Source organism: Chryseobacterium glaciei, from assembly GCF_001648155.1.
GTDB classification, from domain to species: Bacteria; Bacteroidota; Bacteroidia; order Flavobacteriales; family Weeksellaceae; genus Chryseobacterium; species Chryseobacterium glaciei.
In genome coordinates this window covers 4354301-4381225 of sequence record NZ_CP015199.1, presented here as the reverse complement: position 1 = coordinate 4381225, position 26925 = coordinate 4354301, and the positions used below count along the sequence as shown (strand labels likewise).

Genomic DNA, 26925 nt, shown 5'->3' with positions numbered 1-26925 from the left:
TTTTATTTTTACACCGGGTTTCACCCGATGCTATTGTTGTTTCGCCACTTCGTGGCTCAAAACTTGACAGTTAATTTCTTAATGGTTTTCCGTTTTGTAACATATATTGAATTCTCTCCAATGTTTTTCTTTCACCACAAAGTTGTAAGAATGTTTCTCTTTCAAGATTCAGTAAATATTGTTCAGTAACGATTGTTGGTTCAGAAAGATTCCCACCGACCATTACATTCGCTAATTTATCTGCAATTTTCTTGTCGTGTGCAGAGATGAAGTTTCCTGTCAACATTTGGTCAGTTCCAACATAGAACATTCCCAATGCATCTTTACCAAGAACTTTTACTTTCTGCTCGATTGGTTGAGTATAACCTTGTTCAGCCAATAATTTTGCAATCTTTTTAGCTTCTGCAATCTGTCTGTTTTTGCTTACGGAAACAATATCTTTTCCTTTTTCAAGAATTCCCATATCGTAGGCTTCATAAGCAGAAGTTGCTACTTTACCCATCGCGATATTCATGAAAGCTTCACGAAGTCTGTTATTTTTAACATCATCGCTGTGGAATTCTCTTGAAGTTCTCAATGTCAGTTCTTTCGTTCCACCACCACCAGGAATTACACCAACTCCGGTTTCAACCAGTCCGATGTAAGTTTCTGCTGCTGCAACCACTCTGTCGGCGTGCATCGTCATTTCACAACCACCACCAAGCGTCATTCCGTGAGGAGCAACGACAACCGGAATAGAGGAGTAACGAACTCTCATCATCGATTTCTGGAAATAAGCAATTGCCATGTTTAAATCATCCCAATCCTGCTCGATAGCCATCATTAAAATCATTGCTAAATTCGCTCCAACAGAGAAATTTGTACCTTGATTTCCGATAACTAATCCGTCATATTCTTTTTCAGCTAAATCAATGGCTCTGTTTAATCCATCCAGAACTTCGCCTCCAAGAGAGTTCATTTTAGAACGAATCTCGAAGTTGATAATTCCGTCGCCTAAATCTTCAATCGAAGCTCCCGAATTACTCCAAAGCGTTTTGTTTTTTCTGATATTATCTAAAATAATGAAAGCATCCTGACCCGGAATTTTGTTGTATTCACCTGAGTTTTTATCAACATAAATACTTTGTCCTTCATCATTAACTTTATAGAAAGTCTCTACATTTTTCACCCAGTCTGAAACTTCGTAACCTGCATCTTTAGCCAATTCAATACCTTTTTGAACACCAACGGCATCCCAGATTTCAAATGGTCCGCTTTCCCAACCGAAACCTGCTCTCATGGCATCATCGATTTTGTAAACTTCATCAGAAATTTCAGGAACTTTATGCGAAACATAAGCGAATAATGCACCTAACGATTTTCTGTAAAGTTCTCCGGCTTTGTCTTTTCCACCAATTAGGACTTTAAATCTGTCAATCGGCTTATCAATATTTTTAGTTAATTCTAAAGTAGGGAAAGAAGATTTTCCTTGAAGTTCATATTCTAATGTATCAAGGTTTAATCCGTGAATTTCAGATTTTCCTTCTGCATTTTTCACCTTTTTATAGAAACCTTGCTCAGTTTTTGAACCTAGCCATTTATTATCAACCATTTTCTGGATATAACTTGGAAGAGCAAAAACATCATTGAAATTATTCGCTTCAGCACCGCTGTTACGAACGCCGTTTGCAACCATCACCAACGTATCCAAACCAACAACATCAGCAGTTCTGAACGTTGCAGATTTTGGACGACCGATTACTGGACCTGTTAATTTATCAACTTCAGAAACGGTTAATTCTAATTTCTGAACGTTGTGAAGCAAATCCATCATTGAGAAAACCCCAATTCTATTGGCAATAAATGCAGGAGTATCTTTCGCTAAAACGGTTGTTTTACCTAAGAATTTTGCTCCGTAATTCATATAGAAATCAATGATTTCCGGAGCTGTATCAGTTGTAGGAATAATCTCTAAAAGAGGAAGGTATCTTACAGGATTAAAGAAGTGTGTTCCTGCAAAATAATGTTTGAAATCGTCGCTTCTTCCTTCAACCAACATATTAATTGGAATTCCGGAAGTGTTTGAAGAAACTAAAGTTCCCGGTTTTCTGAATTGTTCGATTTTCTCGTAAACTGATTTTTTGATGTCAAGTCTTTCAACCACAACTTCAATAATCCAGTCTGTATTTTTTATTTTTGGTAAATCATCATCAAAATTTCCAACCTTGATTCTATCTGCGAATTTTGGAGAATAGAGTAGAGCCGGACTTGCTTTTTTCAGTTTTTCAAAGTTTTCAGAAGCGATTCTGTTTCTTACCGCTTTGTCATCTTTGGTCAAACCTTTTTTCTGTTCTGCTTCAGTTAATTCAAAAGGAACGATATCCAAAAGCGAAACCTCTACGCCAATATTAGCGAAGTGAGCCGCAATACCGCTTCCCATAATTCCTGAACCAAGAACCGTTACGTGTTTGATTCTTCTTTTCATTTGATTTATTGATTTGTTATATTATTTTTTATTATTTAAATCGATCGCAATTTTCATGATCTCAACCATCACTTCCTTGAAAGTATCCAACTTTTCGGGAGCAATTTTTTCCATTACTCTTTTGTTGAAATTAACTACAACTTCTTTAGACATGTTTCTGGAATTCAGTCCTTTATCGGTAAGTTTAATGATCACTTCACGTTTGTCTGTGGTTGTCTTTTCTTTATAGATATATCCGTTGTCTTCAAGAAGTTTTATAATTCTCGTTAAAGAAGTTGGTTCAATAGCCATTTTAGGACCTAAATTCGTACTTCTAGTCCCTTCTTTTGGATCAATTTTAAGAAGCGTAAGCGCCTGAACAGCCGTGGAATCATGTTCCTGAGCAAGATCTGTATACATTTTAGAAACAGCCAACCAAGTCTGCTTTAAAATTAGATCTACATTTTCTATTTTATCTTTATTGTTGTCCATCATGTTTGTGGAAATGGTTTAATTCAAATGTAGTAAATATTATGCATGCATAGTATTTATTAACGTTAAATTTTGTTAATAACCTGACTGCTAGATGATTAAATTGTATGATTAGCATAATACTATGCATGCATAGTATATGAAGTTAATAAAGAAAAACATGTATTAGTAAATGGTTTTCACGAAATTAACTATTTCTTCGAAGGATTCGCATTGTTGTTTGATTGAATCATTGGAAATAACCCAAAAGTTGTTTTGAAACTCAAAATTTAATGAAGAAAGGTCTTTTTGGAAGTTTTTTTGAAGCAAAGAATACAACATTTCTTTATAAAAATCAGGTGCGATGATTTTTGGAGCTACAAAATTTTCATTGACTTGAAATAAAGAAGCATTTGTTAACTCCTCATGTTGAAGCAAAAGATCTTCCACAATTCCGGAGTATAAATGACTGTCTTTTACGTACCAAATTTTATCTGCAAATTCTTTTGCCAGTCGCCAATCATGGGAAGAAAACAAGATCAATTTGTTCTGTTCTTTGGATAATTTTCTAAGCGTTTTTAAGATGATAATTTTATTCTTCTCATCTAAATGAGTCGTAGGTTCGTCAAGAATAATGATAGGAGAGTTCTGGGTTAAAGCTCTTCCAATAAAAGCTTTTTGAAGGTTTCCATCTGAGAGGTTTTTAAGAAGAGTATGTTTATATTGGTCTAAATCTAATGCTTTGATAATATCAGAAACTTCTTCTCTGTCTTCTTTTTTAAGCTCGAAATAGAAAGGGTAGTAAATATATTTCCCTAGCGAAATAAGATCTTCAACCGTATAATTCTGCGGAATTATCGATTTTGAAAAAACAACCGCAATATTTTCCGCAATTTCTTTAACGGAAAGATTTTTTATATTTTTATTATTAATAGAAATTTCTCCGCTTAATAAAGGATTTTGATGGAGAATAGATTTGATTAAAGTAGTTTTCCCGACACCGTTGTTACCAATCAATAAGCATACGTCTCCTAAATTCAAATGGGCAGAAGCATTTGAAATTAAGATTTTATTGTAGCCGATGTTTGCTTGTTTGATTTGTAAGTGCATTTCTCTTTGTTGGTTTTTCGCAAAGGCGCAAAGTTTATTTTACAAAATACTGTTTTAAGACGCAAGGAATTTGACTTTGTCAAATTTTAATGCTGATTATTTATATAAAGTTTACGATTCTTGTTATCCCATTTTTGAAAAGATCGCTTTGAAAATTTATTAATAATCCTAATTTGCAATTTGTCATCTTTAGATATGTTAGAAGTTGTGACTTATGTGTTGGATTAATATAATCAACTGTTTTTATTTCTAAAATTAATTTATTTTCGACAATCATATCCAATCTGAAAGCATTTTCAATTTTTAATTCATCATAGATAATTGGAAGGAGTTTTTGTTTTTCTACAAAAAGGCCAGCCTTTGTTAGCTCATAGAATAGACATTCTTCATAAACATGTTCAAATAATCCTGCCCCTAATTTCTTGTGTATTTTTAATCCTATCTCAAAAACTATTTTTGATAATTCATTTTCTGTCATTTGTGTTGTGTTTGATTTTATACTAATTTGAATAATACAAATATGCAGTTTTAAATTTTATCGAAGATAAAATCCTTGCGTCTTAAAACACAAACTTAAAGAAAATAACTTTGCGCCTTTGCGAAAAACCAACACCTAAACTTTATTCTGTTTCAAAAGCATCATCAATATCACAGGAATTCCAAATATAGAGCTTATTACATTTATTGGGACTTGCGTTTTTTCTGCAACGATTGAAAATAATAACATCATCAACATTCCCAAAAACATATTTAAAATCCATTGCTGCCAGAGTTTTGCGGGATTATAAACCAATCTGCAAAAGTGAGGAACAATGATTCCTATAAATAAAATAGGCCCCAAAAACGCTGTAATAGACGCGGAAAGTAGGGAAGAAGCTACAATGATTAATATTTTTAAACGATTCAAATTTACGCCTAAACTTTGTGCGTATGAAGTTCCTAAAGAATTTCCAATAAGAGGTTTTATGGTTTTAAAGCAGATAAATAATCCTATCAAAACTAAAATTGATAAAACATAAATCTGATTTCTCGTTACCATATTATTGGCTCCGAAAGACCATAAAATATAGTTTTTCAGGCTTTGATTTTCAGCATAAAATTGAAGTAATGAAACAATCGCTCCGGCAAATGCGGAAACCAAAAATCCAAAAATAATTAAGTAAGATTTATCCTGAAATTTATTCGACATTGATAATAAAACCAGCATCAAGAGTAAACTTCCACCAATGGCAGATAGGCTCAGAAAGCTGTTTTGAAGAAATTCAGGAAGAAGAATATTGTATGAGAAAAAGATATAAAATGCAACAGATAAGCTTGCGACAGAAGTAATCCCTAAAATGTCCGGCCCGGCTAATGGATTTTGAAAATATTCCTGCATCAAAAAACCTGAGGTCGGAATTGATATTCCTGCCAGAAGCATCACTAAAACTCTGTTAACACGAATTTCTGCAATTTGATTATTCTCAGAGCTCATGAAAAAATCCTGAACATGGAGACTTAAAAATCCTGTGTTCAGATTAATGATCGCTGTAATAATAATGGCGATTAAAAACAGTAAACACAGGATTTTAAATTTATTTGACATCATTCAGAAAGAATTCTGTAAGATTTATTTTAGAAAAAATTTTATTTTAGAATCTAATAGCTCAGGAGTTATCATTCCCAAGTATTCATCGGTCTTATCACCCTTTCTCATAAAGGTGAAAGGAATGGCTCCTCCGTCCCATTTTGTGAAATTGCTTTTGAAAAAGTTGGCATCAAGAAGTTTTCCGTCAAGCAATAGCGTGTTTTCACTAATGCCTTGTTCGTTTACAAAACGAGGAACATCTGTATTCCAGACATCTTTATTATCAACGCTTACAAATGTAATTTTTACAGGTTTTCCTTTTAATTCCGTGATTTTTTCTTTAAAATGTGGGATTTCTCTTACACATGGTCCACACCAGGTTGCAAAGAAATTGGTTACATATAAAGTGTCATTTTTAGTTTTTAAAAAGTCGGAAGCCTGTTGTGTAGTCAAAACTTTTAATGCTAAAGCAGGAGAAGCAGGTTCTGTATTTTGTGAAACAGTAACCGAATCCTCGGTAACAGCGTTTTCATCAGTTTTCTGGCTTTCTTTTTTACAGCTTGAAAGTGCAACTAGAACAAGCGTGGATAAAATTATCTTCCTCATAAATTATTTTTTAGCTATTTTTGAATTGAAGTATGGAACAACAAATCTATAAAGGGAAACTGACGCAGTTTCATTGGTTAAAAGTAACAAAAAAGGAAGAACTTACCAAAAATACTTTTTCTCTGGAGTTTGAGATTCCCGAGAATTTGCATGAAAATTTCCAATTTGAAGCAGGGCAGTTTGTAAGTGTAAAATTTCAATCTCATGGTAAAGATGTTATTAATGATTATTCGATGACGTCTGCTCCTTATGAGAAAAAAATAAGTTTAGGAATAAAAGTAAATTCGCCTGATGGAGCGACTTCCGAACTATTTAAAAACTATAAAGTAGGAGATGAGTTACTTGTAAGTGAGCCGAGCGGAAGATTTACATTGGTTTCCAAACCTCATGAATTCAGAACGATTGTCGCTTTTGCTGCAGGAATTGGTATTACCCCAATTTTAAGTCACTATAAAAATATTCTTCATACAGAACCGAGAACGAGATTGTTTTTATTCTTTGGAAATAAGAATTCTGAGGAATTGGTTTATCGAGATTTGTTAGATAATCTTGCAAGAATTTGTGGTGACAGATTACAAATTTTCTATTTCTTTTCTCAGGAAAAAACGGCCGATCAATTTTTTTATGGAAGATTAGATGCCAAGAAATTGAATTTAATTATTAATCAAATCCTACATTTAGATGATACTGATGAAGAATCTACTATCTGGGATGCTGTAGACGAAGTTTTGATCTGCGGAAAGGGTGAAATGATTAAAACGCTGGCAAACGCATGTTATCATCACGGGATTCCTAAGAAAAATATTCACTTTGAGCTTTTTGAAGAATTTAATGACGATATTTATCCAATAGAAAAAGAATTTCCTTTAATTGAAAATGTGGAAGTTGATTTTACCATGTTCGGAAAAGAATATCATGCAGAATTGCCGGATAATAAGGATAAAATTCTTCAACAATTATTGAGTCAAAAATTTTCTGTTCCTTATTCATGTAAATCAGGAATTTGCGGAAGTTGCGAATGTTATCTTGAAGTAGGGGAAGTTGAGCTGTTGGAAAATGAATATTTAACGGAAAAAGAAGAAGCTCAAGGAAAAATTTTAGCCTGTATGTCCATTGCAAAAACTAAGAAAATAAAGCTTAACTTTGATTTCATTTGAGAATCGTAAAAAACATATTTAACCTTGCCTTTATATCCGTAGAAATTGGAATTCTGCTGATATGTCTCGCCAATGCCTGGGTATTTGCTCTTACAGGAGGTCGTACGTATACGAAAATCTCAAAAATTCCGCCGAGGGAGATTGCTTTGGTTTTGGGCACATCGCCTAAAATGAGATCGGGAATGTCTAATCCTTATTTTACGAAAAGGATGGATGCAACAGCACTTCTTTATCATCACGGAAAAATTAAGCAAATCATTGTAAGTGGTGAAAAAAGTAAAGGTTACAACGAGCCCGCTGCCATGAAAAAATATCTGGTGTATCAGGAGGGTGTTCCGGAAGATATTATTACAGAAGATCCAAAAGGTTTTAATACTTATAAAAGCATTTTACGTTGCAAAGACGTTTATAAAAAAGACAATGTCATTATTGTTTCACAAGGTTTTCATAATCTCCGTGCATTGTTTTTTGCAAGAAATAATAATATGAATGCGCTGGGTTTTGATGCTCAGGACGTCAATAAACCTGAAAGTTTCTACAGAAATCAAGCCAGAGAAATTCTGGCTCGAGTAATTGCTGTAGTATATTTTGTATTGGGAATTTCTCCTGATTAGAAAGGATATCCGAACGCGATATTCAGAGTTGGTTTGAAGGGTTGGAAATCTTTAAATCTCCATCTGTCGCCATCCGGTTTGTTTGGATCATAGATTTTATAAGCAAGATCCAGTCTAAGCGTAATATAAGCTACATTTACCCTTAACCCGAAGCCACTACCGACACCCATTTGCCCTAAGAATTTATTGAATTTAAACTCATCTCCATAACCGTCATTTTGGTTACGAAGGCTCCATGTATTACCGATATCCGTAAAAATGGCACCTTCATACATTTCATTAAAAGGGATTCTGTATTCGATATTCGTAGTTAGTTTTACATTGTCTGTCATGTAAGTACGAACTCTTTCATCAACCTGAGAATCAGATGGCCCAAGACCTCCGTAAGCAACCCAAGCTCTGATATCGTTGGAACCACCATTGAAGTAAGACCTGATCACCGGCATTGAAGATGAGTTTCCATAAGGAATACCAAGACCTATGAACTGTCGCAATACCAAAGTTTGGTTGTTGCTGAATTTGAAATATTTTCTTACATCAAAATCAAATTTGATAAATTGAGCGTAAGGGATCCCGAAAATGGTTCTCTCAGGACTTGTTACGATACCCCCATCATTTCTTTTCTGATTGAATATACTTAAAATATTACCTGCTAATTCTACTTTTCCATTAAAATAAAATGCGTTTGGATAGTCTTTTTTACCAATTTCATTATAAACAAAATTATAGATCATCGAAGAAATAATAACATCTTGCGTCTGTCTGTCTTTATTCACCAACGTTCCCAAAAATGCCGTTAATCGATCTCTACCAGTCTGATCAAGAGTTCCTATATAATCGGTGTCATTAATAATTTCCTGAGAAATTTGATCAATTGTTTTCTGCCCGGAAGTAAATTCCTGCGCTGCATCTGTATTATGCTGAAAATAATCAGTGAAAATTTCATTTCTGATAATATTATCATTTACAAAATAATCGTAATAAGCATCTTTATTTTTCGTTAAACTCAGCTGTGTATTGAAAAGGGTAAGTCTGTGAGAAACCTTATCATTAACAGTTGCAAAATAATTTAAACCTGTATTAAAGTTAACTCTTCCTAAACCTATATTATTCTGAACCGCAGCTCCTAAAACAATAGAAGAAGTCGGACTGTATCTTTTTGGAAGGAATTTATAATAATCAAAAGGAAGCAATAATCTCGGGAAATTCAATGAAGCCTGCGCCGAAATTTCATACGCTAAAATACGTTTGCTAATATCCTTCGTACTTCTTATAGAACCAAAAGTTCCTGAAAGACTTGTTGAAAGGTTTTCTGCACCGTTGAAAACGTTTCTCGTTGTTAAATCTATCGAAGGAGAAACTCCTAAATTCAATAACTGAGAATAATTAACATCAGTTCCTAATTTCAATTCATATTTTGGAAGCGGTTTCAGTAAATACATTACATCAACAATACTGTCGTTGGGAGATGTTCCGCCGCCATGTCTTAAAGAGTCTTTTGCTTTTATGATGCTGAAATTGTTCATCGATAAAAGATTTCTCTTAGTAAGATCTAATTTTTTTTGATCATAAGGCTGTTTACTTCCCACAATAATTGATCTCCAGATTGACCTCGTCTTATATTGATTATTGACTTTATGAAATCTAATGCCTCTTAAACTGTCTTTCGTTGTATTTTTAAGATAATCACCCGCTTCATCAATGATAGCCACGTCTATATTTCCTATTGTCGCAACCTTATAAGGAGTGTCAATAGAATCTTTATGAATTTCTAAAGTAAGAGGAATCTGTTTTCTACTTTTTAAAGAATCGGCAACGAAATAAATTTCATCATTAAAATTATTAAACTTATAATAACCATATTCTCTCATAAGATCATTAATTCTTGTAACCTCTTTTTCAAGAACGGTCTGATCAAGGATTTTCCCAGATCTGATAAGAGTTTCGTGAATCTTTTGCTGATAAATATTTTTAACCTTCGGATCCGGAATGTTATAATAATATTCTTTGATAAGAGAAGGATCTTTATGCGTAATAAAATAAGTTACAGCCGCTTTTTTAGAAGCTGAATCTAAAGCATGTTTAAATTTAACTTCCGCATCCCAATAACCACGATATGTCAATCTTTTTTCAATAGATTGCGCGCTTTTTTCAGTTTTTGTCTGATCTAAAATTATCGGCGGTGATCCCCAGTTATGATACAATCTGTCTATTAAAAGGCTTTTCCCGACGCTACTTTTCATATTATATTTAATAAAAAGAGAATCACGTAATTTCTGATCTCTCATTTCGTTTGGGTAGGTCATGTATTCATTAAGAATCGTATCGTACTTAGGATTAGCCGAATTATACAGCCATAAACTTAAAGGCATAAAGAGAAACTGCTTTTTATTCGGCTTTTGCTGAACGTAATTCTTCAGTTCACCGTCGAAAAGTTCTTTCTTATCTTCAAACTCAAAATTGTTTTGTGTAAGCAGATATTCACCATCCGGAACTTTCTTTGTTGTACTACAAGCATAAAGAAGGCCAACAAATGTTGCAAATGAGATAATTTTATAATATTTTTGAGGAGAATTCTTATAATGCTTACAGCTCATACAATAAAAATTTTACAGTCTTTAGATAAAAAGAAGTTCAGACAAAAATACAATTTGTTTTTGGTTGAAGGTAATAAAATCATTTGCGAACTTCCCAATTCTAATTTTAAAATTAAAGAAATATTTTCTACCGATCCGCAAAAATTGGACCGTACGGATGCTCCCATCACTCATGTGTCTGAAAATGAGTTGAAAAAAATTAGTTTCCTGAAAACTCCAAAAGATTCTGTGGCAGTTTGCCACTTAAAAACAGAAGAAATATTTAAGGATAAAAATGTTCAGCTTGTGTTGGACGGAATTCAGGATCCCGGAAATTTGGGTACGATCATTCGATTGGCAGATTGGTTTGGAATTGAACAGATTATTTGCAGTGAAGACACAGTAGATGTTTATAATCCGAAGGTTATTATGTCGACTATGGGCTCTTTTACGAGGGTAAATATGGTTTATACTGATTTGGTTGAATATCTTTCAAACACAAAAAATATAAATATCGGAACCGATATGGAAGGCGAAAACATCTATACTTTCAAAAAACCTGAAAAAATGAATCTGATTTTAGGTAACGAAGGCAATGGAATGCGCCCAGAAACAGAAAAATTACTTCAAAAAAGCATCAGTATCCCAAGATTTGGTAAATCTCAATCCACAGAAAGCCTGAATGTTTCAATGGCTGCAGGGATTATTTTAGGACAACTTTTCAGGGTAGGAGAGAAATAGAGTTTTAGAGTGGGAGAGTTTGAGTTATTGCAAACCCTAAAATTCTCTGACTCTAAAACTCTACAACACTATATAAGCTGTTCCAAGCTTGAAACACTTTTATTTTTCTGATAGCTTTCTAATTTTTTTCGTACAAATTTCAATGCAATAGGAGCGATGTAGATCAACGCAGCGCCCAGAAGTTTCTTCTTCCAATTAGAACTGCTCATGTTTTTCTTTGCATAATTCCCTACCAACGCAGTGATTCCTAGCTTGATAAGGCTGTCCATTGCATTTCCTTTTAATGCAGAACTTGCAATTCCCATGGCGGTATTTCTATTGACAAACATATCTTTAACCTCAGTGGTCAATTGTTTGGCAATCACATCTTTTCTTAGAACAATTTTTTCATCACCATCTTCATCTACCTTTTCCTGTAGATATTGATCTGTTAAACCATTGGTAAATGCGCTTAAACTTTCTTTTGTATTTTTAAAAGTCAGAAGATTTTCCAAATCATTGATTTCACCTTTCAATAAATTTTTCTTGATTCTTAATTCTTTTAAGCTGTCGTAGTTTCTGCCCATAGTTTAATGATTTAAAAATTTAATTACCTGATCTGCTACCGAATTTACGATTCTGGTTTTAAAGAAAACAACAAGAATCATAACTACAAAGTAAAAGGCAGCAACAATTAAAAATCCATAAGAAATATTATCTAAAGCTTTGCCAATAAGAAATGCAATCCCAAAATTAAAAAGGATGATAAAAAAAGCAAAAGCGGTAAGTAATATGGCAAGATAGGCAATGATACCGGCAGAAAGAGAAGACTTTTCTGTAGCTTCAATCTTCAGAAGATCTATTCTCTTAGATGCATATTCTTTTATAGTTTCTATCATTCATTGTTTTTTTTAAAGTTACAAAAAAAGGAACTTTAGTACACAAAGTTCCTTCTTATAATTTACTTAAAAAATAAATTATTTATTATTTAAGATCGTTCAATTCTGCTTCTACATTTTTCACTACATCTGTAGTTTTAGAAACAATCTGATCTTTGTATTTATCGTAACCGTCTTTCATTGTATGAGCTACATTATTAGCTGTTTCTTTAAAAGTAGATGAAATATTACCATATTGGTCTTTCACTTTTTCAGAAACCTCTCCATACTTTTCTTTAGCCTGATCTTTAAGATCGCTAGCTTTAGTTTTAATTTTTTTTCTAGTTTCTTTTCCTTCTTCCGGAGCATAAAGCATTCCTAAGATTACACCTGCTGCAGCACCTGCAAGAAGTCCCGCTAATATACCTGCTGTATTTTTCTCTTTTCTAGACATTTTTCGTTTTTTTAATAGTTAATAAATATTAGTTTTTTACGCTTTAAATCTTACAATTAATGTACCAAAACAGGGTATTGTTTATTAAAAATTGTTAAAAGTTTTTAATATGGGAAAGAATACTTTCAATAGTTTCTTTTTTGGTAAGGTTGGTATTGTCGATAACAATGGCGTCGTCAGCCTGCTTCAATGGGGCTATTTCCCTCTCGCTGTCTATCTTATCACGGATAATGAGGTTTTCCTTTACTTGCTCTTCTTCTGCCTCGATTCCCAGACTTAAAAGTTCGTTGTATCTTCTTTTTGTTCTTTCGTCAATACTGGCAGTAAGGAAAAATTTGAAGTCCGCATTTGGCAGAACTACTGTCCCGATGTCACGTCCGTCCATAATAATCCCGCCTTTTTCTGCCAAAGAACGTTGAGAATGAAGTAAAAAATCTCTTACTTCTTTTTGTTTTGCGATTAAACTTACGTTAGAAGAAACTTCATTGCTTCTGATTTCTTTAGAAATATCAGTATGATTAAGATGAAGAACCAATTCGCCATCGTTATTTTTAAACTCAAGCTGAATTTGGCCTAAAGAAGAAAATAATCCTTCCAAATTGATAGACCCATTATCATTAAGACAGTTTTGAAGCGCAAACCAGGTAATACCTCTGTAAAGCGCACCTGTATCCAGATGAACAATTCCTAATTTGTCGGCAATGACCTTGGATATTGAACTTTTTCCGGTAGACGAGTACCCATCGATAGCTATTACAGGTTTTTTCATACCGCAAATTTCAAAATTTTTTCTAAAAAACCAAGAAATACTAAGAAATTTTATTAATTAAAATAATAATTTCTTAATTGGTGAAAATTAATATCTGTGTCCGCTAAGATCCATAGAAACTCCTATTTGGTTGACATTGGAAGAGTTATGATATCTTACGTGAGCATAATCTATCCTGAATTTTGCAATTTTGATCCCGAAACCTCCGGAAAGTCCAGAAAAATTTCTTTGATCTACTACTGCCAATTCATTTCCTCTTTTTACGTTGTAACCTAATCTGATGTTAAAACTTTTTTCAGGGAATAATTCTGCTCCGATAGAGAAGTGATCGGCAATTTTTCGTCCAACATTCACTTCCTGACCGTTTAAATTATAGTCGGAAGAAATATCAAGCTGTTGCAAATCATGAGCAGTAATAGTAATCGCCAAAGGAATTGCTGTCAAAATTTTAGTATATCCTAAATCTACTCTGAACGGAAGGTTTTCTCTCGTCCCGTTGAAAGATTTAAACTGATATCCAAAGTTTCTGGCAACTACGGAAACAACTTCTTTACGCTTCTTATTGTGATAAGTAACTCCGAAATTCCCTCCAATGGCAGAAGATGTATAAGTATCAATTTTTGAAGTGATGAAGTTTATGCCTCCACCAATTGTCCAATCTTCTTCAAACTGGTACGCATATCCGGCTCCCACAGCAACATCAGAGGCTGTGAAATTTCCGTTCTCAAAACCACTTTCATCCGTTCGCGGGATGTCACCATAGCTCATATACCTTGCATTGATCGTGGCCATATGACCATTATCAAAATCTTTGGCAAAAGCTATCGTTCCGTATTTTGAGTCGGCTAGATACGCAGCACCATTCACAGAGAGCTGTTTATCAGAATCTTTATTCAGTAACGCCGGGTTTGCAATAGCAAAAGAAACATCATAATCTCTTATGGTAATTGCGTCTCCACCCAAGGCCGCTTGTCTGGCAGATACAGGAATATTTAAAAATGGATAAACATTTGTTCCTGTTTGAGCAAAAGAAACAATTCCTGATAGAAACAATGAAAAAATGACAATTTTCTTCAATTCAATTTATAATTAATGCAAAAATAATCCTTTTTCGTACTTATCAAAATATTTCTAACATTATTTCTAATTAAATATTTTTCTTATTGCAATATTTTTAATGATTATATTTGCAAAATCAAATTTCTGGGAGCTATCCCTTCGTAAAAAAGTTATTAAAAATTAAAGATGAAATATAAAAGAATCCTTCTAAAACTTAGTGGTGAAGCCTTAATGGGGAACAGACAATACGGTATTGACACTGAAAGACTACAGGAGTATGCAGTGGAGATCAAAAAAGTAGTGGAAAGAGGCTGTGAAATTGCCATTGTAATTGGAGGAGGAAATATTTTCCGTGGAGTAGCTGGTGCTGCAAAAGGAATGGACAGAGTACAAGGAGATTACATGGGAATGCTTGCTACTGTAATCAACGGAATGGCTCTTCAAGGTGCTTTGGAAGATGCAGGAATCAAAACTAGACTTCAATCTGCTATCGAAATGGACAAAGTAGCTGAACCTTTTATCAAAAGACGCGCTGTGAGACACCTTGAGAAAGGTAGAGTAGTGATCTTTGGAGCTGGAACAGGAAATCCTTATTTTACAACTGATACGGCTGCAACGTTGAGAGCAATCGAAATCGGAGCTGATGTTATTTTAAAAGGAACAAGAGTAGACGGTATCTACGACAGCGATCCTGAAACAAATGCAGATGCTGTAAAATATAATTCTTTATCTTTCGATGAAGTTTTTGAAAAAAATCTTAAAGTAATGGACATGACTGCCTTCACTTTAAGTCACGAAAATAAATTGCCGATCATCGTATTTGATATGAACAAAGAAGGTAATTTAGTGAAGATTGTAGAAGGAGAAAATGTTGGAACTTTAGTTAATTTGTAATTAAGTTCAGGGTTTAGGTTCTTTTTGGTTAAAAAATTACTCATTACCCATTACTTATTATTCATAAAAATGTGTAACTATTCAAATTTTAGATATATAATGGAAGAATTAGATCTTATAGTAGAAACTGTAAAACAAGACATGGAGGCAGCTATTAAGCATTTGGATCATGCATTTCAAAGAATTAGAGCAGGACGTGCATCTACATCTATGGTTCAGGATGTTATGGTAGAATATTACGGAGCTCCGACTCCTATTAACCAAGTTGCAAACGTTTCTGTTCCTGATGCTATGACTATCGCTATTCAACCTTGGGATAGAACTGCAGTGGGTGCAATAGAAAAAGCTATTATCAACTCTAACTTAGGTTTTGCACCTTCTAACAACGGGGAAACTATTATCCTTAATGTACCGCCTTTGACGGAGGAAAGAAGAAGAGATTTGGCAAAACAGGCTAAAGGAGAAACTGAAGATACAAAAATCGTTGTAAGAAACGCAAGACAAAACGGTTTGAAAGAACTTAAAAGACTGGAAGGTGTTTCTGAAGATGTTATAAAAGGAGTGGAAGAAGATATCCAGGCTCTTACAGACAAGCACGTAAAGGCTTGTGACGACCATCTTAAAGTGAAAGAAGCTGAAATTATGAAAGTATAATTTTCAGTTTTTGAAAATAAAAAAAGAGGTTCCAATTTTTTGGAGCCTCTTTTTGTTTTATGGGAATAGTAGATTATTTACAGTTTTCGTTGTAATCGTAGATCACTTCGTTTACGATAGATAATTTGTCTACTGTTGCATTTTTGATTTCATCTCTGATGAATTTTCCAAGACCGCTTCTCTGTTTTTCTTCATTTTTTAAAGATCCGTATTCACCTTTAGCTGCTTTTGCTTTTGTGAAAGGACAGTCAGCGATAGCAATTTTTACTTTTGCAGGGGTAAAATCTTCAACTTTTCCTCCTTTTTTTGAGTAAACATAATCTGGAGTAGTTCGCAATCTTTCATTTTCCACCGAATCGTAGGCTGAAGCAGAAGTAGGATAACCGTACATTTTGTAAACTCTAATCTTTCCTTCTGTTACAATTTCTGCAAATTGTGAAGTTCTGGTCAAGTTGTTTAAAGCTTTTATTCCTGCACCAATTCCTGTAGAATTATTTGAACTGTTGATCGCTTCTCTTGTATTGGTATATTTTATAGATTGAAAAACTCTTGGAGTATCACCTTCATATAACATATATTCTTTGATGTCATCGGCGTCATAAGTTTTAAATTTGATCTTGTTTTTCACCTTATCAATGTCAGCAATAGCAGCAAATTTTACTTTTAACTGATTCTGCCACGGACTGGAATAACCTCCATTTAAATGAACAACACCTTCAACTTTCTTTCCAGATTTATCAATGATATATCCGTATTTTTCGCCATTATAAGTTGTTGTTTCTTCCTGAGCATAAACATTCAGAGAAAAAAGCCCGAATAAGCCAATAAGTAATAATTTCTTCATACAATTTAAATTAATTTCCGTAAAGATAATTTTTTATATTTAATATAAATATTTAGGCGAAAAAAATTAACAAACACATAAAAAAAGATCCAGAAAATTCTGAATCTTTATATTTTAATTTTTCAATTAAAACTATTGATATCTTGTATGTTCTTTACTTTTCGAGAACCTTTTTGTAATTGGTTTGAACAGCGCTTTGTATTTCTCTGCATCAAATAATTGAGAATCTGTAAGTGCTTTGTAAGTCATCCAAACTCCAAAAGGAAAGAGGATGATATTCGGAAGCCATGCTGCCAGATAAGGGTTCATTTTTCCTGCCCAAGCGATGTTTTCAACTCCAACATTTATGACGTAAAATATGATGAAAATTACAATCGCGATGATCACCGGAAGCCCCATTCCTCCTTTTCTGATGATCGAACCTAAACTTGCTCCAATCAAAAAGAAAATAATACAGGTGAAAGAATACGTCACAATTCTTTGCTGATAAATAACAACCTTACTAAAATATTTTACATTCGGGTTGATATCGTTATTTTTTGTATCTAAAGTTGTTTTTAAATTATCCAGCCTGTTATGAGCGTTGTAGATCATATCCAGTTTTTTGTCACTTTTTACGGTGTCTAATTTAATCTGAGCCTTCGGGATCGCTTTAGATTTATTCTGATCCATATAAGTGATCACAGAATTGGCTTGGTTTAAGGCATCATTACTCGAAGAAGTGAAGAATTTTTCATTATCCTTCTTACTTTTATCAATCGTTTTATTAAGCTGATTGAAGGTCTGGAAACGATAATCATCCGTAATTTGTTCTTCCTCGATAGCTTTATTAATGATTTCACTGATGTCGAAATGCGATGTTAAAGTATCAAATTTAATCGCCTGATCAGGCTGTTTTAACCTTACATTATCACCTTTTCCTCCGAAATTATCTTCAAAAATATAACCGTTGTAAAGAACTAATTTTAAATAATTCTTGTTAGCCGCAGGAACAAATTTCCCTTTTTCAGCTACAATCGATTGCTGATTTTCATAAGTACTCGCTTTTCTATGAACGAAAACGCCTTCAATATTTTCTCCATTATCCCCATAAATTTTATCAAATTTCACCATGTAACCGGGAAGCTGGTCGATGAACTGTCCGGGCGTAAAATTCAGTGCAGGTTTGGTCTGAGCAATATTAAAAAGCATATTCTTCGCCTTCCTCTGGAAATCCGGAATGATGTTATTCGAAAAGAAAAACAGCATAATCGCCAACGCCGTGGAAACTCCCAAAAGAGGCATCATTACTCGGGTTAGAGAGATTCCGGCAGCCTTCATTGCGGCAAGCTCGTACCGTTCTCCAAATTCACCGAAAGACATGATGCTCGCCAAGAGGATCGTAAGCGGTAAAACCATACTTATTACACTCACCCCAAGGTAGAACAGCAATTTAAGGATTTGCCAATAGCTTAATCCTTTTCCCATAAACTGCCCCAACTGAACCCAGATAATGTTTACAATAAATATGAAAAACAATACGCTGAATATAAAGAAAAACGGTCCAAAGAAGGTTTTTATGATATATCGGTCTAGTATTTTTAACATGCGCCAAAATTAATGAAAAAGCCACAAAGTTTTCTTTGTGACTGTATATTTTATTATTTTTTTATCATTAAGTAAAAACGCGAAATCGTAAAACAGCAAATTTGCTTTTGAATAATTGATTCTGATGCAGTTCTCCGATTTCGCTATTTTGCTTTATTTATAGTTCTGTGATAACGTAATTTTTGTATTTATTCTTATCAAATACAAACATATTAGCATCAAGATCCTGATTTTCCTTATATTCTTTAATGGCAATTACAGCAACGTCTTTATTATTTCCGTGCTGTTCTAGTTTTACCATTTGTTTTTTAGCAGAATCTACAAAAATGTAGACATATTTTAATCCGTTTGCTTTTACGGGAGTTAATTTTATGAAATCTGTGCTTACTCCATTTACAGTTTTCTTTCCGTCATAAGTTACATTATAATCGTTTCTATACGAAGAAAGATAATTGATAGGAGAAAACATCGTGCTGCTTGCGTTTGGCTTTGCAACAGTAACCTCCATATCTTCTGTATTGATGTTGTAAATTTTGCTACCGTCGAAGATCTGTTCTGTGTCCATAATCTTCAATTTATATTTATCTCCTGAAGCATAATAAATTCCCGGCTCTGTTTTTCCAACCGCTCCGTTTACACCGCTTCCGAAAGAAAATTTAAAATAGGTGTTCTTTTTAGATTTATAATTTGCTGTGATGTCGTCTAATATTTTTTTAGCCTTAGCATCAATTTTTTGTGCATTGGTAAATCCAACTGCTCCAATTACAAATCCTCCTAATATTATTTTTGAAATACTGTTTTTCATTTTTTTAATTTTATACTTTTAAACATTCCCAACTTCAAAAGATGTCGTCAAATGACGTTTATCCTTCTATCTACGCAGATCTTCCAAAAACTGTTCCAAAGAATGAAGATCACTAATAATCACTTCTCTAGCTTTTGCTCCATTGAAACCTCCTACAATACCGCTCGCTTCCAACTGATCCATAATTCTTCCTGCTCTGTTGTAACCTAATTTCAACTGTCTCTGAAGCATTGATGTTGAACCTTGTTGAGTAGAAACAATAATTCTCGCAGCATCTTCAAATAAAGCATCTTTTTCATTCGGATCAAAAGAACCGACATTGCTTGTAGCTTCTTCGGAAACATATTCAGGAAGCAGGAAAGCAGAAGCATATCCTTTTTGTTCACCGATGAATTCTGCCAGTCTTTCTACTTCCGGAGTATCTACGAAAGCACATTGAAGTCTTAAAATTTCATTTCCGTTAAAATAAAGCATATCTCCTTTACCAATCAACTGATCTGCTCCCGGAGAATCCAAAATAGTTCTTGAATCCACACTTGAAATTACTCTAAATGCTGCTCTGGCAGGGAAGTTAGCTTTAATCATACCTGTAATTACGTTTACAGAAGGTCTTTGTGTTGCAACAATTAAGTGAATTCCTACCGCTCTGGCTAGCTGGGCTAATCTTGCGATTGGTAATTCAACTTCTTTTCCGGCAGTCATAATTAAATCTGCAAACTCGTCGACTACCAAAACGATGTAAGGTAAATAACGGTGTCCGTTTTCAGGGTTTAATTTTCTTTCCGTGAATTTTTTGTTGTATTCTTTTAAGTTTTTACAGAATGCATTTTTAAGTAGGTCATATCGTTGATCCATTTCTACACAAAGAGAATTCAACGTATTAATTACTTTATTGGTATCTGTGATAATTGCGTCATCTGTATCCGGAAGTTTGGCTAAATAATGTCTTTCAATTTTTGAATATAAAGAAAGTTCCACTTTTTTAGGATCCACCATCACGAATTTCAATTCACTTGGGTGTTTCTTGTAGAGTAGGGAAGTAAGGATGGCGTTGATACCAACTGATTTTCCTTGTCCTGTAGCACCCGCCATCAATAAGTGAGGCATCTTTGAAAGATCGGCCATGAAGACTTCGTTCGAAATTGTTTTTCCAAACACGACTGGAAGATCCATATCTGTATTTTGAAATTTATGCGAAGCGATCACAGAACGCATAGAAACCATTGTAGGATTTTTTCTAGGAACTTCAATTCCAATTGTTCCTTTTCCTGGCATTGGAGCAATAATTCTGATTCCTAATGCTGAAAGATTTAAAGCAATATCATCCTGTAGTTTTTTGATCGCAGAAACTCTAATTCCCGCTTCCGGTACAATTTCGTATAATGTAACGGTTGGCCCGATCGTCGCTTTAATTTCAGAAATTCCAACGTTGAAATTCTTTAAAAGTCCAACAATCTTATTTTTATTTTCTTCTAATTCTTCTTTGTTGATAGAAATTTCTTCATTACCATAATCTGTTAAAAGTTCAACAGGAGGCATTTGGAAATTCGCCAAATCTAATTTGTGATCGTAAAGTCCGTGCTTATCAACGAGGTCTTTAGATTTTCTGTCAGATTCATCCAGAATATCAATTACCGGAGCAACTTCTACATTGAATTTAATCTCATCTTTAACAACCGGTTTTGGAGGATTAATATCAAATGCTTCTTCCGGAGTTGAAACCGGAACGGCAGGTTTTGTATTTAGATTTAAACTAACAGATGATGGTGAAAAATCATTTTTATCCTCTTCAAATGAAGTATGATTTGGAGTTGTGATCGGTTCTAAATTTGTTGAAACAGGAACCTCAGGAAATCCTTTTGGAACACTCACAGGTTCTTCAACTTTTATTTTTTGAGTTGTATCTGTTACCGAAACATGAGGTGCCGTTTCTTGGATTTCTTCTTCCAATTCTTCATCAGCTTCAAAGTTTTCCTCAGAATTTGGCATCATAGATTTTACCTTTCCGATCGTATTTTCATTGATCTTATCCAATTTTGCCTTCATCGAGCTTGGACGAAGATTAAATTCCAAAATAAAATACAATGCAATACTAGCAACCAAAACTGTCCAAAGTCCAACGCTTCCAATGATGGCATTCAAAGAATCCATGATTTGATACCCATAAACTCCACTTAAAACACCTTGTCCTTTAGTAATAGCTCCAAATAAAACAGGAAGCCAGCAAATAAAGAATAAAGAATGTCCGAAAGTCATCCAAGGTTTAAAGATCTTCTTTTTCAGGATCATTGTACCTGTCACTGTGAAAAGAAATGCTATAATAAAAGAGGCAACGCCTATGCTTTCAAAAATAAAGAGATTCCCGAGCCAGTCGCCCAGTTTCCCAAAAATATTCGATGACTTTATAGTCTTGTCCATCATTGTCCCTGCCTGGCTTTGGTCTGCTTTCCAATTCATTAAATAAGAAATGAATGAGAAAACAAGCACGACAGAAAAAAGTATAAAAGTAAGCCCGATAAAAATACGTGGCTTAGATAAGATTTTGCCTTTTTCAGGCGATTCCGCTTGTTGTTTTTGTGTCTTTTTGTCCATAATATCAGTGTGGGCAAATTTAGTGTTTTTTCAATACTAATGAATTTTTTTTAGCCAAAATAGAACTCTAATTTATGTTAATTTTTTTATAATAAACTTCACTTTTAAAAGGAAATTACTCTAAAATTTAAAACTATTGAAGCAATAAATTGATTTCACTAAAAAAAATCAAGCCATAAAATGCTTTTTTGAACTAGTTCAATTTTTTTGAATTGGAGTCTCTATAGTTTTGCATCATAATAATTAACAATAGAAATTATGAAAAATTTATTTAAAATCACGGTGACCATCTGTTTGGTCTTCATTTCATTAATTAAAATTAACGCACAAAAAAAAGGAAGCATGGAAAATACAGCATTATTAATCATTGATGTTCAAAATGATTATTTTAAAGGAGGGAAAATGACCTTAGTAGGAGCAGAAGAAGCAGGTAAAAAAACACAACAGGTTTTAGAATATTTTAGAAAAAATAATCTTCCGGTAATCAACATCAAACATATTGCAACCAATGAAGGAGCAGACTTCTTTTTGCCGGATACAAAAGGTGCCGAAATTAATTCTATAGTTGAACCGAAAAATGGTGAAAAAGTAATTGTAAAACATTACCCAAACAGCTTCAGAGATACTGAACTTTTGGAATATTTGCAATCAAAAGGAATCAAAAATCTTGTAATTTCGGGGATGATGACGGATGTTTGTGTAGAATCTACTACAAGAGCGGCTTTTGATTTAGGTTTCAATAATACAATTATAAGCGATGCAACAGCAACAAGAGACAGAGAGTTATTTGGAAAAATTGTAAAGGCAGAAGAAATTCAGAGATCATTCTTGGCGGGAATTTCAACATTAGGAAATCTTTACGCCAGAGTTATTACGACTGCTGATTTATTAAAGGGGAAATAATACCATCCAAATTAAATATAAATAGAGATATCAATAATTATTGGTATCTTTATTTTGCTTTAAACAGTAATGATGCTCGATTTACTATATAAAAATATTACTCGCCACATTTCACTTTCAGAAGAAGAATTTCAACGTTTTTCTGAGCCTTTTCAGCTTAAAAAATTTCAAAAAAAAGAAGTTGTATTAAGAGAAGGAGATTATTGTCTTTTTGAAGGCTTTGTTTTAAATGGATGCTTCAAGGTTTATTTTTTAACAGAAGACGGATTTGAGCAAACCCTATATTTTGCAGTCGAAAGTTGGTGGATTACAGATCTTGACAGCTTAATCAACAATGTTCCAAGTACTTTAAATATTGAAGCTTTAGAAAACAGTGAAGTTTTAATGATCTCAAAAAAAGACAAAGAGCTTCTTTACGAAACGATGCCGCAGGTTGAAAAACTTTTCAGGATTATGAATCAGCAATCTTCGGTGGCTTTGCAAAGACGGATTTTATCTTTAATGAATAAAACCGCAGACAAACGCTACCTGGAATTTCTAGAGAAATATCCTACACTCGAACAACGGTTAACCCAACAACAGGTTGCATCTTACTTGGGAATTTCGCATGAATTTTTAAGTAAAATCAGAAAGAAGACCATATTAGGAAATAGATAACCTCAATCGCGGGAATAGCTATTTTATATTCACATTTTCAGGGTTTTCGATTTTAAATTTTCTTCAATTTATTTTTGCTTATTAAGAATGTTTCAAAATAGCAAATATCGGCTTCAAAGTGACAAAAAACAGCTTTTTTTATCCTCTTTGTAGTTTATCATGCTTATTTTTGCATGTCAAGTAAAAAAAATCATGAAGAAGCTCCAAGATATTCTTATCTCAACCAGAACAATGGCTGTGCTGTTACTGGTATTCGCATTTTCGATGGCCTATGCCACGTTTTTAGAAAACGATTACGGAACTCCAACAGCAAAAGCATTAATTTATGAAGCAAAATGGTTTGAACTGATTATGGTTCTGCTTATGTTAAACTTCATAGGAAATATCGGAAGATACAGACTTTGGAAAAGAGAAAAATGGCCGGTTTTGGTATTTCACCTTGCGTTCATTTTCATTTTCGTTGGGGGTGCAGTTACCAGATACATCAGTTTTGAAGGAACAATGCACATCAGAGAAGGTGAAACTTCAAACGAAATTGTAACCGACAAAAATTTCTTTAAAATTCAGATCGAAGAAAAAGGTGATGTTCTTAATTATCAAGATGTTCCTTATCTAATGTCTCCTTTGCACAAAGATTTCAACGCTACCTACGACTTCCGAGGAAAGGAAATTAAAGTAGTCACAAAAGATTATGTGCAAAGAAAAAAAGACAGCTTAGTTGCTGATCCAAGCGGTGCCGAATATCTACATTTGGTATCTACAGGGAAAATTGGAAGACAAAATATCTTCATCAAACCGGGTGAAACAAAGTCTATTAACGGAACTTTAGTAACATTCAACAGAGCAATTGAAGGCGCTGTAGAGTTTAAAACTGAAGGAGGAAAAATATTCATTAAAACTCCTGTTGATGCTACGTATATGACGATGGCAACTCAGGCTACAGGAAATACAACGAAAAACGAATTCCAACCTTTAGCGTTGAGAAGTTTATATAGCATTAATGAGCTAAAATTAGTTGTACCTGAAGGTCTTAAAAAAGGAAAACTACTTTCTATTGAAGGTGATAGAAAGAAAGATGCTAATATTCCTGATGTTTTAACGGTTGAACTTCAAGGGCCAAAAACAAAACAATTGGTAGAGCTTTCTGTGGAAAGAGGAAATCCAAATGCTTACAAACAAGTAACAATGGATGGTTTAAACATTATGGTCGGTTTCGGTCCTAAAGTTTACAATACACCTTTCGCACTTAAATTAGATGATTTCGTAATGGAAACTTATCCTGGAAGTACATCTCCAAGTGCTTATGAAAGTCACATTAAAATCATTGATGAAGGAAAACAAACGCCTTATAAAATTTATATGAATCACGTTTTAAATCATGGCGGTTACCGTTTCTTCCAGTCAAGTTTTGATCCGGACAGAATGGGAACAGTACTTTCTGTAAACCACGATTTCTGGGGAACTTTGATCTCTTATATAGGATACACATTATTATTTTCAGGAATGTTTGTTATTTTCTTCTGGAAAGGAACTCACTTCTGGAAATTAAATAAAATGCTGAAAGACGTTAACAAAAAAAGAGCAGCAATGGTTGTGCTATTGTTCTTAAGTTTAGGCTTAAATGCTCAGAAAATTGAAACGCACGGAACAACAGACGGAAGCAGTGAACACGTTCATATAGAAGGAGAAAGCCATAGCCACACTCCGGCGTCTGAAACGGTTCAGCCACAAGCCGCGCAGCCATTTACAAAAATGAAATTGGTTTCGGCAGATGAAATTATCGCCAGAAACAGAATCAGTGCAGAGCATGCCGATAAATTCGGATATTTATTGGTGCAGAATATTGAAGGTAGAATTGTTCCAATCAACACTCAGGCTTTAGATATTTTAAGAAAACTTTACCAAAAAGATGCATTCAGAGGTACAGATGGAAAGTCTTTAACAGCTGATCAATGGTTTATCTCAATTAATACAGATACTCCAAGTTGGACGATGGTTCCGATGATTAAAGTAGACTCAAAAGGAGGAAAAGCGCTTTTAGAAAAAACAAAAGCCAATGAAGATGGGTATACTTCTTTGATGAGTCTTTTCCCGGCTGATGCTAATGGAAACCTAACGTATATTTTAGAGGCAGATTATAACACGGCATTTCGTAAGAAAGCATCAGAACAAACTGAATATGACAAACAGATCATTAAAGTAAACGAAAGAGTTCAGATTTTTAATGAATTCTTCAGCGGACAGTTTATGAAAATTGTTCCTGTGAAAAATGATGCAAATCACACTTGGCATTCTTGGTTAGACCAAAAGTTTGAACCGGATATGGAATCTCAGCAAGTGATGGGACCTTATTTTGCAGAAGTATTGACGGCTCAAAAATCAGGAGACTGGACTAAAGCAGACGCTGAATTAGCAAAGCTTTCAGATTATCAGCAAAAATGGGGGAAAGCGGTTGTTCCTTCAAAATCTAAAGTTGATTTGGAAGTATTCATGAATAAAGTGAATATCAACTTCAAATTATTAATATTCTATACCATTATTGGAGGACTATTATTGATGTTAGGTTTTGTTGAATTATTCAAGCCTAATAAGCTTTTAAACAAAATCATTAAAGTAATTATTGTAATAGGAATATTCGGATATATTTTCCATTTCTTAGGATTGGTTGCAAGATGGTATATTTCAGGGCACGCACCTTGGAGTAACGGTTATGAAGCAATTATTTTTATTTCCTGGGTTGGAATTTCAGCTGGTTTAGCTTTATACAGAAACTCAAATGCATTAATTCCTGCAGCAGGATTTATGGTTGCAGTAATTATGATGGGATTTGCACACGGAGGTTCTGCGCTTGATCCTCAGATTACACCATTGGTTCCGGTATTAAAATCATATTGGTTGATCGTTCACGTGGCGATTATTGTTTCAAGTTATGGTTTCTTTGCCCTGTCAATGATTATTGCGGTAATCAGTTTAGTATTTTATATTATTTCTAGTAAAGAAACATACAAAATTCACCACGATACAACATTAAAAGAATTAGTAATTGTATCTGAAATGTCTCTTACCATCGGTTTATTTGCATTAACAGTAGGTAACTTCTTAGGAGGAATCTGGGCGAATGAATCTTGGGGTAGATACTGGAGCTGGGATCCGAAAGAAACTTGGGCTTTCATCTCAATCATGGTATATGCTTTTGTTTTACACATGAGATTGGTTCCTGGATTAAGAAGCAAATGGGCATTCAACGTAGCAACAATGTTTGCTTTCTGTTCAATGGTTATGACGTATTTTGGAGTAAATTATTACTTAAGCGGACTTCACTCTTACGCGGCAGGAGATCCTGTTCCGGTTCCGGCTTGGGTATATATCGGACTTGCATCGATGGTTATTTTATCTGCAGTTTCTTACGTTAAGTTTAAAGCTTTAAATAAAAAATAGATTTTTAAAATCATATTTAAATTGAATCCCGGAAAGTAATTTTCGGGATTTTTTTTGTGACATGATTTGAAATGACATAGGAAACTGAAGCGTTAAGAAAATTAAAAATTAATCCGTTAAAAAATTC

The 26925-nt window shown here is 33.9% G+C and carries 24 protein-coding genes; 8 read left to right on the top strand and 16 right to left on the bottom strand.

Annotation, left to right across the window (positions count from 1 at the left end; translation table 11 throughout):
* Nucleotides 1–70: 70 nt before the first annotated feature.
* From A0O34_RS19810 to A0O34_RS19785, 6 genes are all read right to left on the bottom strand, one after another.
* A complete protein-coding gene (locus tag A0O34_RS19810; RefSeq protein WP_066758598.1) occupies nucleotides 71–2464 on the bottom strand; it encodes a 3-hydroxyacyl-CoA dehydrogenase/enoyl-CoA hydratase family protein in 2394 nt (797 codons plus the stop codon).
* Nucleotides 2465–2485: 21 nt separating this feature from the next.
* Nucleotides 2486–2935 (bottom strand): MarR family winged helix-turn-helix transcriptional regulator, encoded by a 450-nt coding sequence (locus A0O34_RS19805; protein WP_054509975.1) that lies wholly within the window; start codon nucleotides 2933–2935, stop codon nucleotides 2486–2488.
* A gap of 165 nt (nucleotides 2936–3100) precedes the next feature.
* Complete coding sequence (locus A0O34_RS19800) at nucleotides 3101–4024, bottom strand: ABC transporter ATP-binding protein (protein WP_066758596.1); 924 nt, start codon at nucleotides 4022–4024, stop codon at nucleotides 3101–3103.
* Between the two features lie 100 nt (nucleotides 4025–4124).
* A complete protein-coding gene (locus A0O34_RS19795) occupies nucleotides 4125–4502 on the bottom strand; it encodes a GxxExxY protein (protein ID WP_066758594.1) in 378 nt (125 codons plus the stop codon).
* A gap of 135 nt (nucleotides 4503–4637) precedes the next feature.
* Entirely contained in the window at nucleotides 4638–5609 is a 972-nt protein-coding gene (locus A0O34_RS19790) for a FecCD family ABC transporter permease (RefSeq protein WP_185097289.1), read from the bottom strand.
* Nucleotides 5610–5633: 24 nt separating this feature from the next.
* On the bottom strand, nucleotides 5634–6197 hold the full coding sequence (locus A0O34_RS19785; protein ID WP_066758590.1) for a TlpA family protein disulfide reductase: 564 nt from the start codon (nucleotides 6195–6197) through the stop codon (nucleotides 5634–5636).
* A 32-nt stretch (nucleotides 6198–6229) separates the two neighbouring features.
* Here A0O34_RS19785 and A0O34_RS19780 point away from each other — a divergent pair, with 32 nt between their 5' ends.
* Together A0O34_RS19780 and A0O34_RS19775 are read left to right on the top strand one after the other, a co-directional pair.
* The gene (locus tag A0O34_RS19780) at nucleotides 6230–7354 is read left to right on the top strand and encodes a flavin reductase family protein (protein WP_066758586.1); all 1125 of its coding nucleotides are present in this window, start codon (nucleotides 6230–6232) and stop codon (nucleotides 7352–7354) included.
* Complete coding sequence (locus A0O34_RS19775; protein ID WP_066758584.1) at nucleotides 7351–7968, top strand: SanA/YdcF family protein; 618 nt, start codon at nucleotides 7351–7353, stop codon at nucleotides 7966–7968. Before A0O34_RS19780 ends, A0O34_RS19775 begins: the two co-directional genes overlap by 4 nt.
* Here the strand turns inward: A0O34_RS19775 and tamL are convergent.
* Entirely contained in the window at nucleotides 7965–10565 is a 2601-nt protein-coding gene (tamL, locus tag A0O34_RS19770) for a translocation and assembly module lipoprotein TamL (protein WP_066758582.1), read from the bottom strand. The two genes, A0O34_RS19775 and tamL, sit on opposite strands and share 4 nt — an antisense overlap.
* Between tamL and A0O34_RS19765 the strand changes: the two genes are divergently transcribed.
* Entirely contained in the window at nucleotides 10551–11285 is a 735-nt protein-coding gene (locus A0O34_RS19765) for a TrmH family RNA methyltransferase (protein ID WP_066758580.1), read from the top strand. The two genes, tamL and A0O34_RS19765, sit on opposite strands and share 15 nt — an antisense overlap.
* Nucleotides 11286–11353: 68 nt before the next feature.
* On the opposite strand, the gene A0O34_RS19760 is transcribed toward A0O34_RS19765, so the two are convergent.
* The 5 genes from A0O34_RS19760 to porQ form a co-directional block, all read right to left on the bottom strand.
* Entirely contained in the window at nucleotides 11354–11851 is a 498-nt protein-coding gene (locus tag A0O34_RS19760; RefSeq protein ID WP_066758579.1) for a phosphoribosyl-ATP pyrophosphatase, read from the bottom strand.
* A gap of 3 nt (nucleotides 11852–11854) precedes the next feature.
* Nucleotides 11855–12163: a phage holin family protein gene (locus A0O34_RS19755; protein ID WP_066758578.1), complete on the bottom strand. Its 309-nt coding sequence runs from the start codon at nucleotides 12161–12163 to the stop codon at nucleotides 11855–11857.
* 85 nt (nucleotides 12164–12248) lie between these two features.
* Nucleotides 12249–12596, bottom strand: coding sequence for a YtxH domain-containing protein (locus tag A0O34_RS19750; RefSeq protein WP_066758577.1), 348 nt, complete (start codon nucleotides 12594–12596; stop codon nucleotides 12249–12251).
* Between the two features lie 94 nt (nucleotides 12597–12690).
* A complete protein-coding gene (cmk, locus tag A0O34_RS19745; protein ID WP_066758575.1) occupies nucleotides 12691–13365 on the bottom strand; it encodes a (d)CMP kinase in 675 nt (224 codons plus the stop codon).
* 87 nt (nucleotides 13366–13452) lie between these two features.
* A complete protein-coding gene (gene porQ, locus A0O34_RS19740) occupies nucleotides 13453–14442 on the bottom strand; it encodes a type IX secretion system protein PorQ (protein WP_066758573.1) in 990 nt (329 codons plus the stop codon).
* A gap of 168 nt (nucleotides 14443–14610) precedes the next feature.
* Here porQ and pyrH point away from each other — a divergent pair, with 168 nt between their 5' ends.
* Together pyrH and frr are read left to right on the top strand one after the other, a co-directional pair.
* Nucleotides 14611–15318, top strand: coding sequence for a UMP kinase (gene pyrH, locus A0O34_RS19735; protein WP_066758571.1), 708 nt, complete (start codon nucleotides 14611–14613; stop codon nucleotides 15316–15318).
* 99 nt (nucleotides 15319–15417) lie between these two features.
* Nucleotides 15418–15972 (top strand): ribosome recycling factor, encoded by a 555-nt coding sequence (gene frr, locus A0O34_RS19730; RefSeq protein ID WP_066758569.1) that lies wholly within the window; start codon nucleotides 15418–15420, stop codon nucleotides 15970–15972.
* 73 nt (nucleotides 15973–16045) lie between these two features.
* On the opposite strand, the gene A0O34_RS19725 is transcribed toward frr, so the two are convergent.
* From A0O34_RS19725 to A0O34_RS19710, 4 genes are all read right to left on the bottom strand, one after another.
* Entirely contained in the window at nucleotides 16046–16816 is a 771-nt protein-coding gene (locus A0O34_RS19725; RefSeq protein WP_066758567.1) for a hypothetical protein, read from the bottom strand.
* Nucleotides 16817–16948: 132 nt separating this feature from the next.
* Nucleotides 16949–18403 (bottom strand): LptF/LptG family permease, encoded by a 1455-nt coding sequence (locus A0O34_RS19720; RefSeq protein WP_066758565.1) that lies wholly within the window; start codon nucleotides 18401–18403, stop codon nucleotides 16949–16951.
* 157 nt (nucleotides 18404–18560) lie between these two features.
* Nucleotides 18561–19208, bottom strand: coding sequence for an outer membrane lipoprotein periplasmic chaperone LolA1 (gene lolA1 / locus A0O34_RS19715; protein ID WP_066758563.1), 648 nt, complete (start codon nucleotides 19206–19208; stop codon nucleotides 18561–18563).
* Between the two features lie 66 nt (nucleotides 19209–19274).
* Nucleotides 19275–21800 (bottom strand): DNA translocase FtsK, encoded by a 2526-nt coding sequence (locus A0O34_RS19710; RefSeq protein ID WP_066758560.1) that lies wholly within the window; start codon nucleotides 21798–21800, stop codon nucleotides 19275–19277.
* Nucleotides 21801–22058: 258 nt separating this feature from the next.
* Between A0O34_RS19710 and A0O34_RS19705 the strand changes: the two genes are divergently transcribed.
* The 3 genes from A0O34_RS19705 (at nucleotide 22059) to A0O34_RS19695 (ending at nucleotide 26798) form a co-directional block, all read left to right on the top strand.
* Nucleotides 22059–22703, top strand: coding sequence for a cysteine hydrolase family protein (locus A0O34_RS19705; RefSeq protein ID WP_082891212.1), 645 nt, complete (start codon nucleotides 22059–22061; stop codon nucleotides 22701–22703).
* Between the two features lie 72 nt (nucleotides 22704–22775).
* On the top strand, nucleotides 22776–23360 hold the full coding sequence (locus tag A0O34_RS19700) for a Crp/Fnr family transcriptional regulator (RefSeq protein WP_066759863.1): 585 nt from the start codon (nucleotides 22776–22778) through the stop codon (nucleotides 23358–23360).
* Nucleotides 23361–23552: 192 nt separating this feature from the next.
* Nucleotides 23553–26798, top strand: a complete 3246-nt coding sequence (locus A0O34_RS19695) for a cytochrome c biogenesis protein CcsA (RefSeq protein WP_066759861.1) — start codon at nucleotides 23553–23555, stop codon at nucleotides 26796–26798.
* Nucleotides 26799–26925 lie beyond the last annotated feature (127 nt).

Coding starts and splice junctions, on each gene's coding strand:
- A0O34_RS19810 (WP_066758598.1), bottom strand. CDS start 2,464: ATGAAAAGAAGAATCAAACACGTAACGGTTCTTGGTTCAGGAATTATG.
- A0O34_RS19805 (WP_054509975.1), bottom strand. CDS start 2,935: ATGGACAACAATAAAGATAAAATAGAAAATGTAGATCTAATTTTAAAG.
- A0O34_RS19800 (WP_066758596.1), bottom strand. CDS start 4,024: ATGCACTTACAAATCAAACAAGCAAACATCGGCTACAATAAAATCTTA.
- A0O34_RS19795 (WP_066758594.1), bottom strand. CDS start 4,502: ATGACAGAAAATGAATTATCAAAAATAGTTTTTGAGATAGGATTAAAA.
- A0O34_RS19790 (WP_185097289.1), bottom strand. CDS start 5,609: ATGTCAAATAAATTTAAAATCCTGTGTTTACTGTTTTTAATCGCCATT.
- A0O34_RS19785 (WP_066758590.1), bottom strand. CDS start 6,197: ATGAGGAAGATAATTTTATCCACGCTTGTTCTAGTTGCACTTTCAAGC.
- A0O34_RS19780 (WP_066758586.1), top strand. CDS start 6,230: ATGGAACAACAAATCTATAAAGGGAAACTGACGCAGTTTCATTGGTTA.
- A0O34_RS19765 (WP_066758580.1), top strand. CDS start 10,551: ATGCTTACAGCTCATACAATAAAAATTTTACAGTCTTTAGATAAAAAG.
- tamL (WP_066758582.1), bottom strand. CDS start 10,565: ATGAGCTGTAAGCATTATAAGAATTCTCCTCAAAAATATTATAAAATT.
- A0O34_RS19760 (WP_066758579.1), bottom strand. CDS start 11,851: ATGGGCAGAAACTACGACAGCTTAAAAGAATTAAGAATCAAGAAAAAT.
- A0O34_RS19755 (WP_066758578.1), bottom strand. CDS start 12,163: ATGATAGAAACTATAAAAGAATATGCATCTAAGAGAATAGATCTTCTG.
- A0O34_RS19750 (WP_066758577.1), bottom strand. CDS start 12,596: ATGTCTAGAAAAGAGAAAAATACAGCAGGTATATTAGCGGGACTTCTT.
- cmk (WP_066758575.1), bottom strand. CDS start 13,365: ATGAAAAAACCTGTAATAGCTATCGATGGGTACTCGTCTACCGGAAAA.
- pyrH (WP_066758571.1), top strand. CDS start 14,611: ATGAAATATAAAAGAATCCTTCTAAAACTTAGTGGTGAAGCCTTAATG.
- frr (WP_066758569.1), top strand. CDS start 15,418: ATGGAAGAATTAGATCTTATAGTAGAAACTGTAAAACAAGACATGGAG.
- A0O34_RS19725 (WP_066758567.1), bottom strand. CDS start 16,816: ATGAAGAAATTATTACTTATTGGCTTATTCGGGCTTTTTTCTCTGAAT.
- A0O34_RS19720 (WP_066758565.1), bottom strand. CDS start 18,403: ATGTTAAAAATACTAGACCGATATATCATAAAAACCTTCTTTGGACCG.
- lolA1 (WP_066758563.1), bottom strand. CDS start 19,208: ATGAAAAACAGTATTTCAAAAATAATATTAGGAGGATTTGTAATTGGA.
- A0O34_RS19710 (WP_066758560.1), bottom strand. CDS start 21,800: ATGGACAAAAAGACACAAAAACAACAAGCGGAATCGCCTGAAAAAGGC.
- A0O34_RS19705 (WP_082891212.1), top strand. CDS start 22,059: ATGAAAAATTTATTTAAAATCACGGTGACCATCTGTTTGGTCTTCATT.
- A0O34_RS19700 (WP_066759863.1), top strand. CDS start 22,776: ATGCTCGATTTACTATATAAAAATATTACTCGCCACATTTCACTTTCA.
- A0O34_RS19695 (WP_066759861.1), top strand. CDS start 23,553: ATGAAGAAGCTCCAAGATATTCTTATCTCAACCAGAACAATGGCTGTG.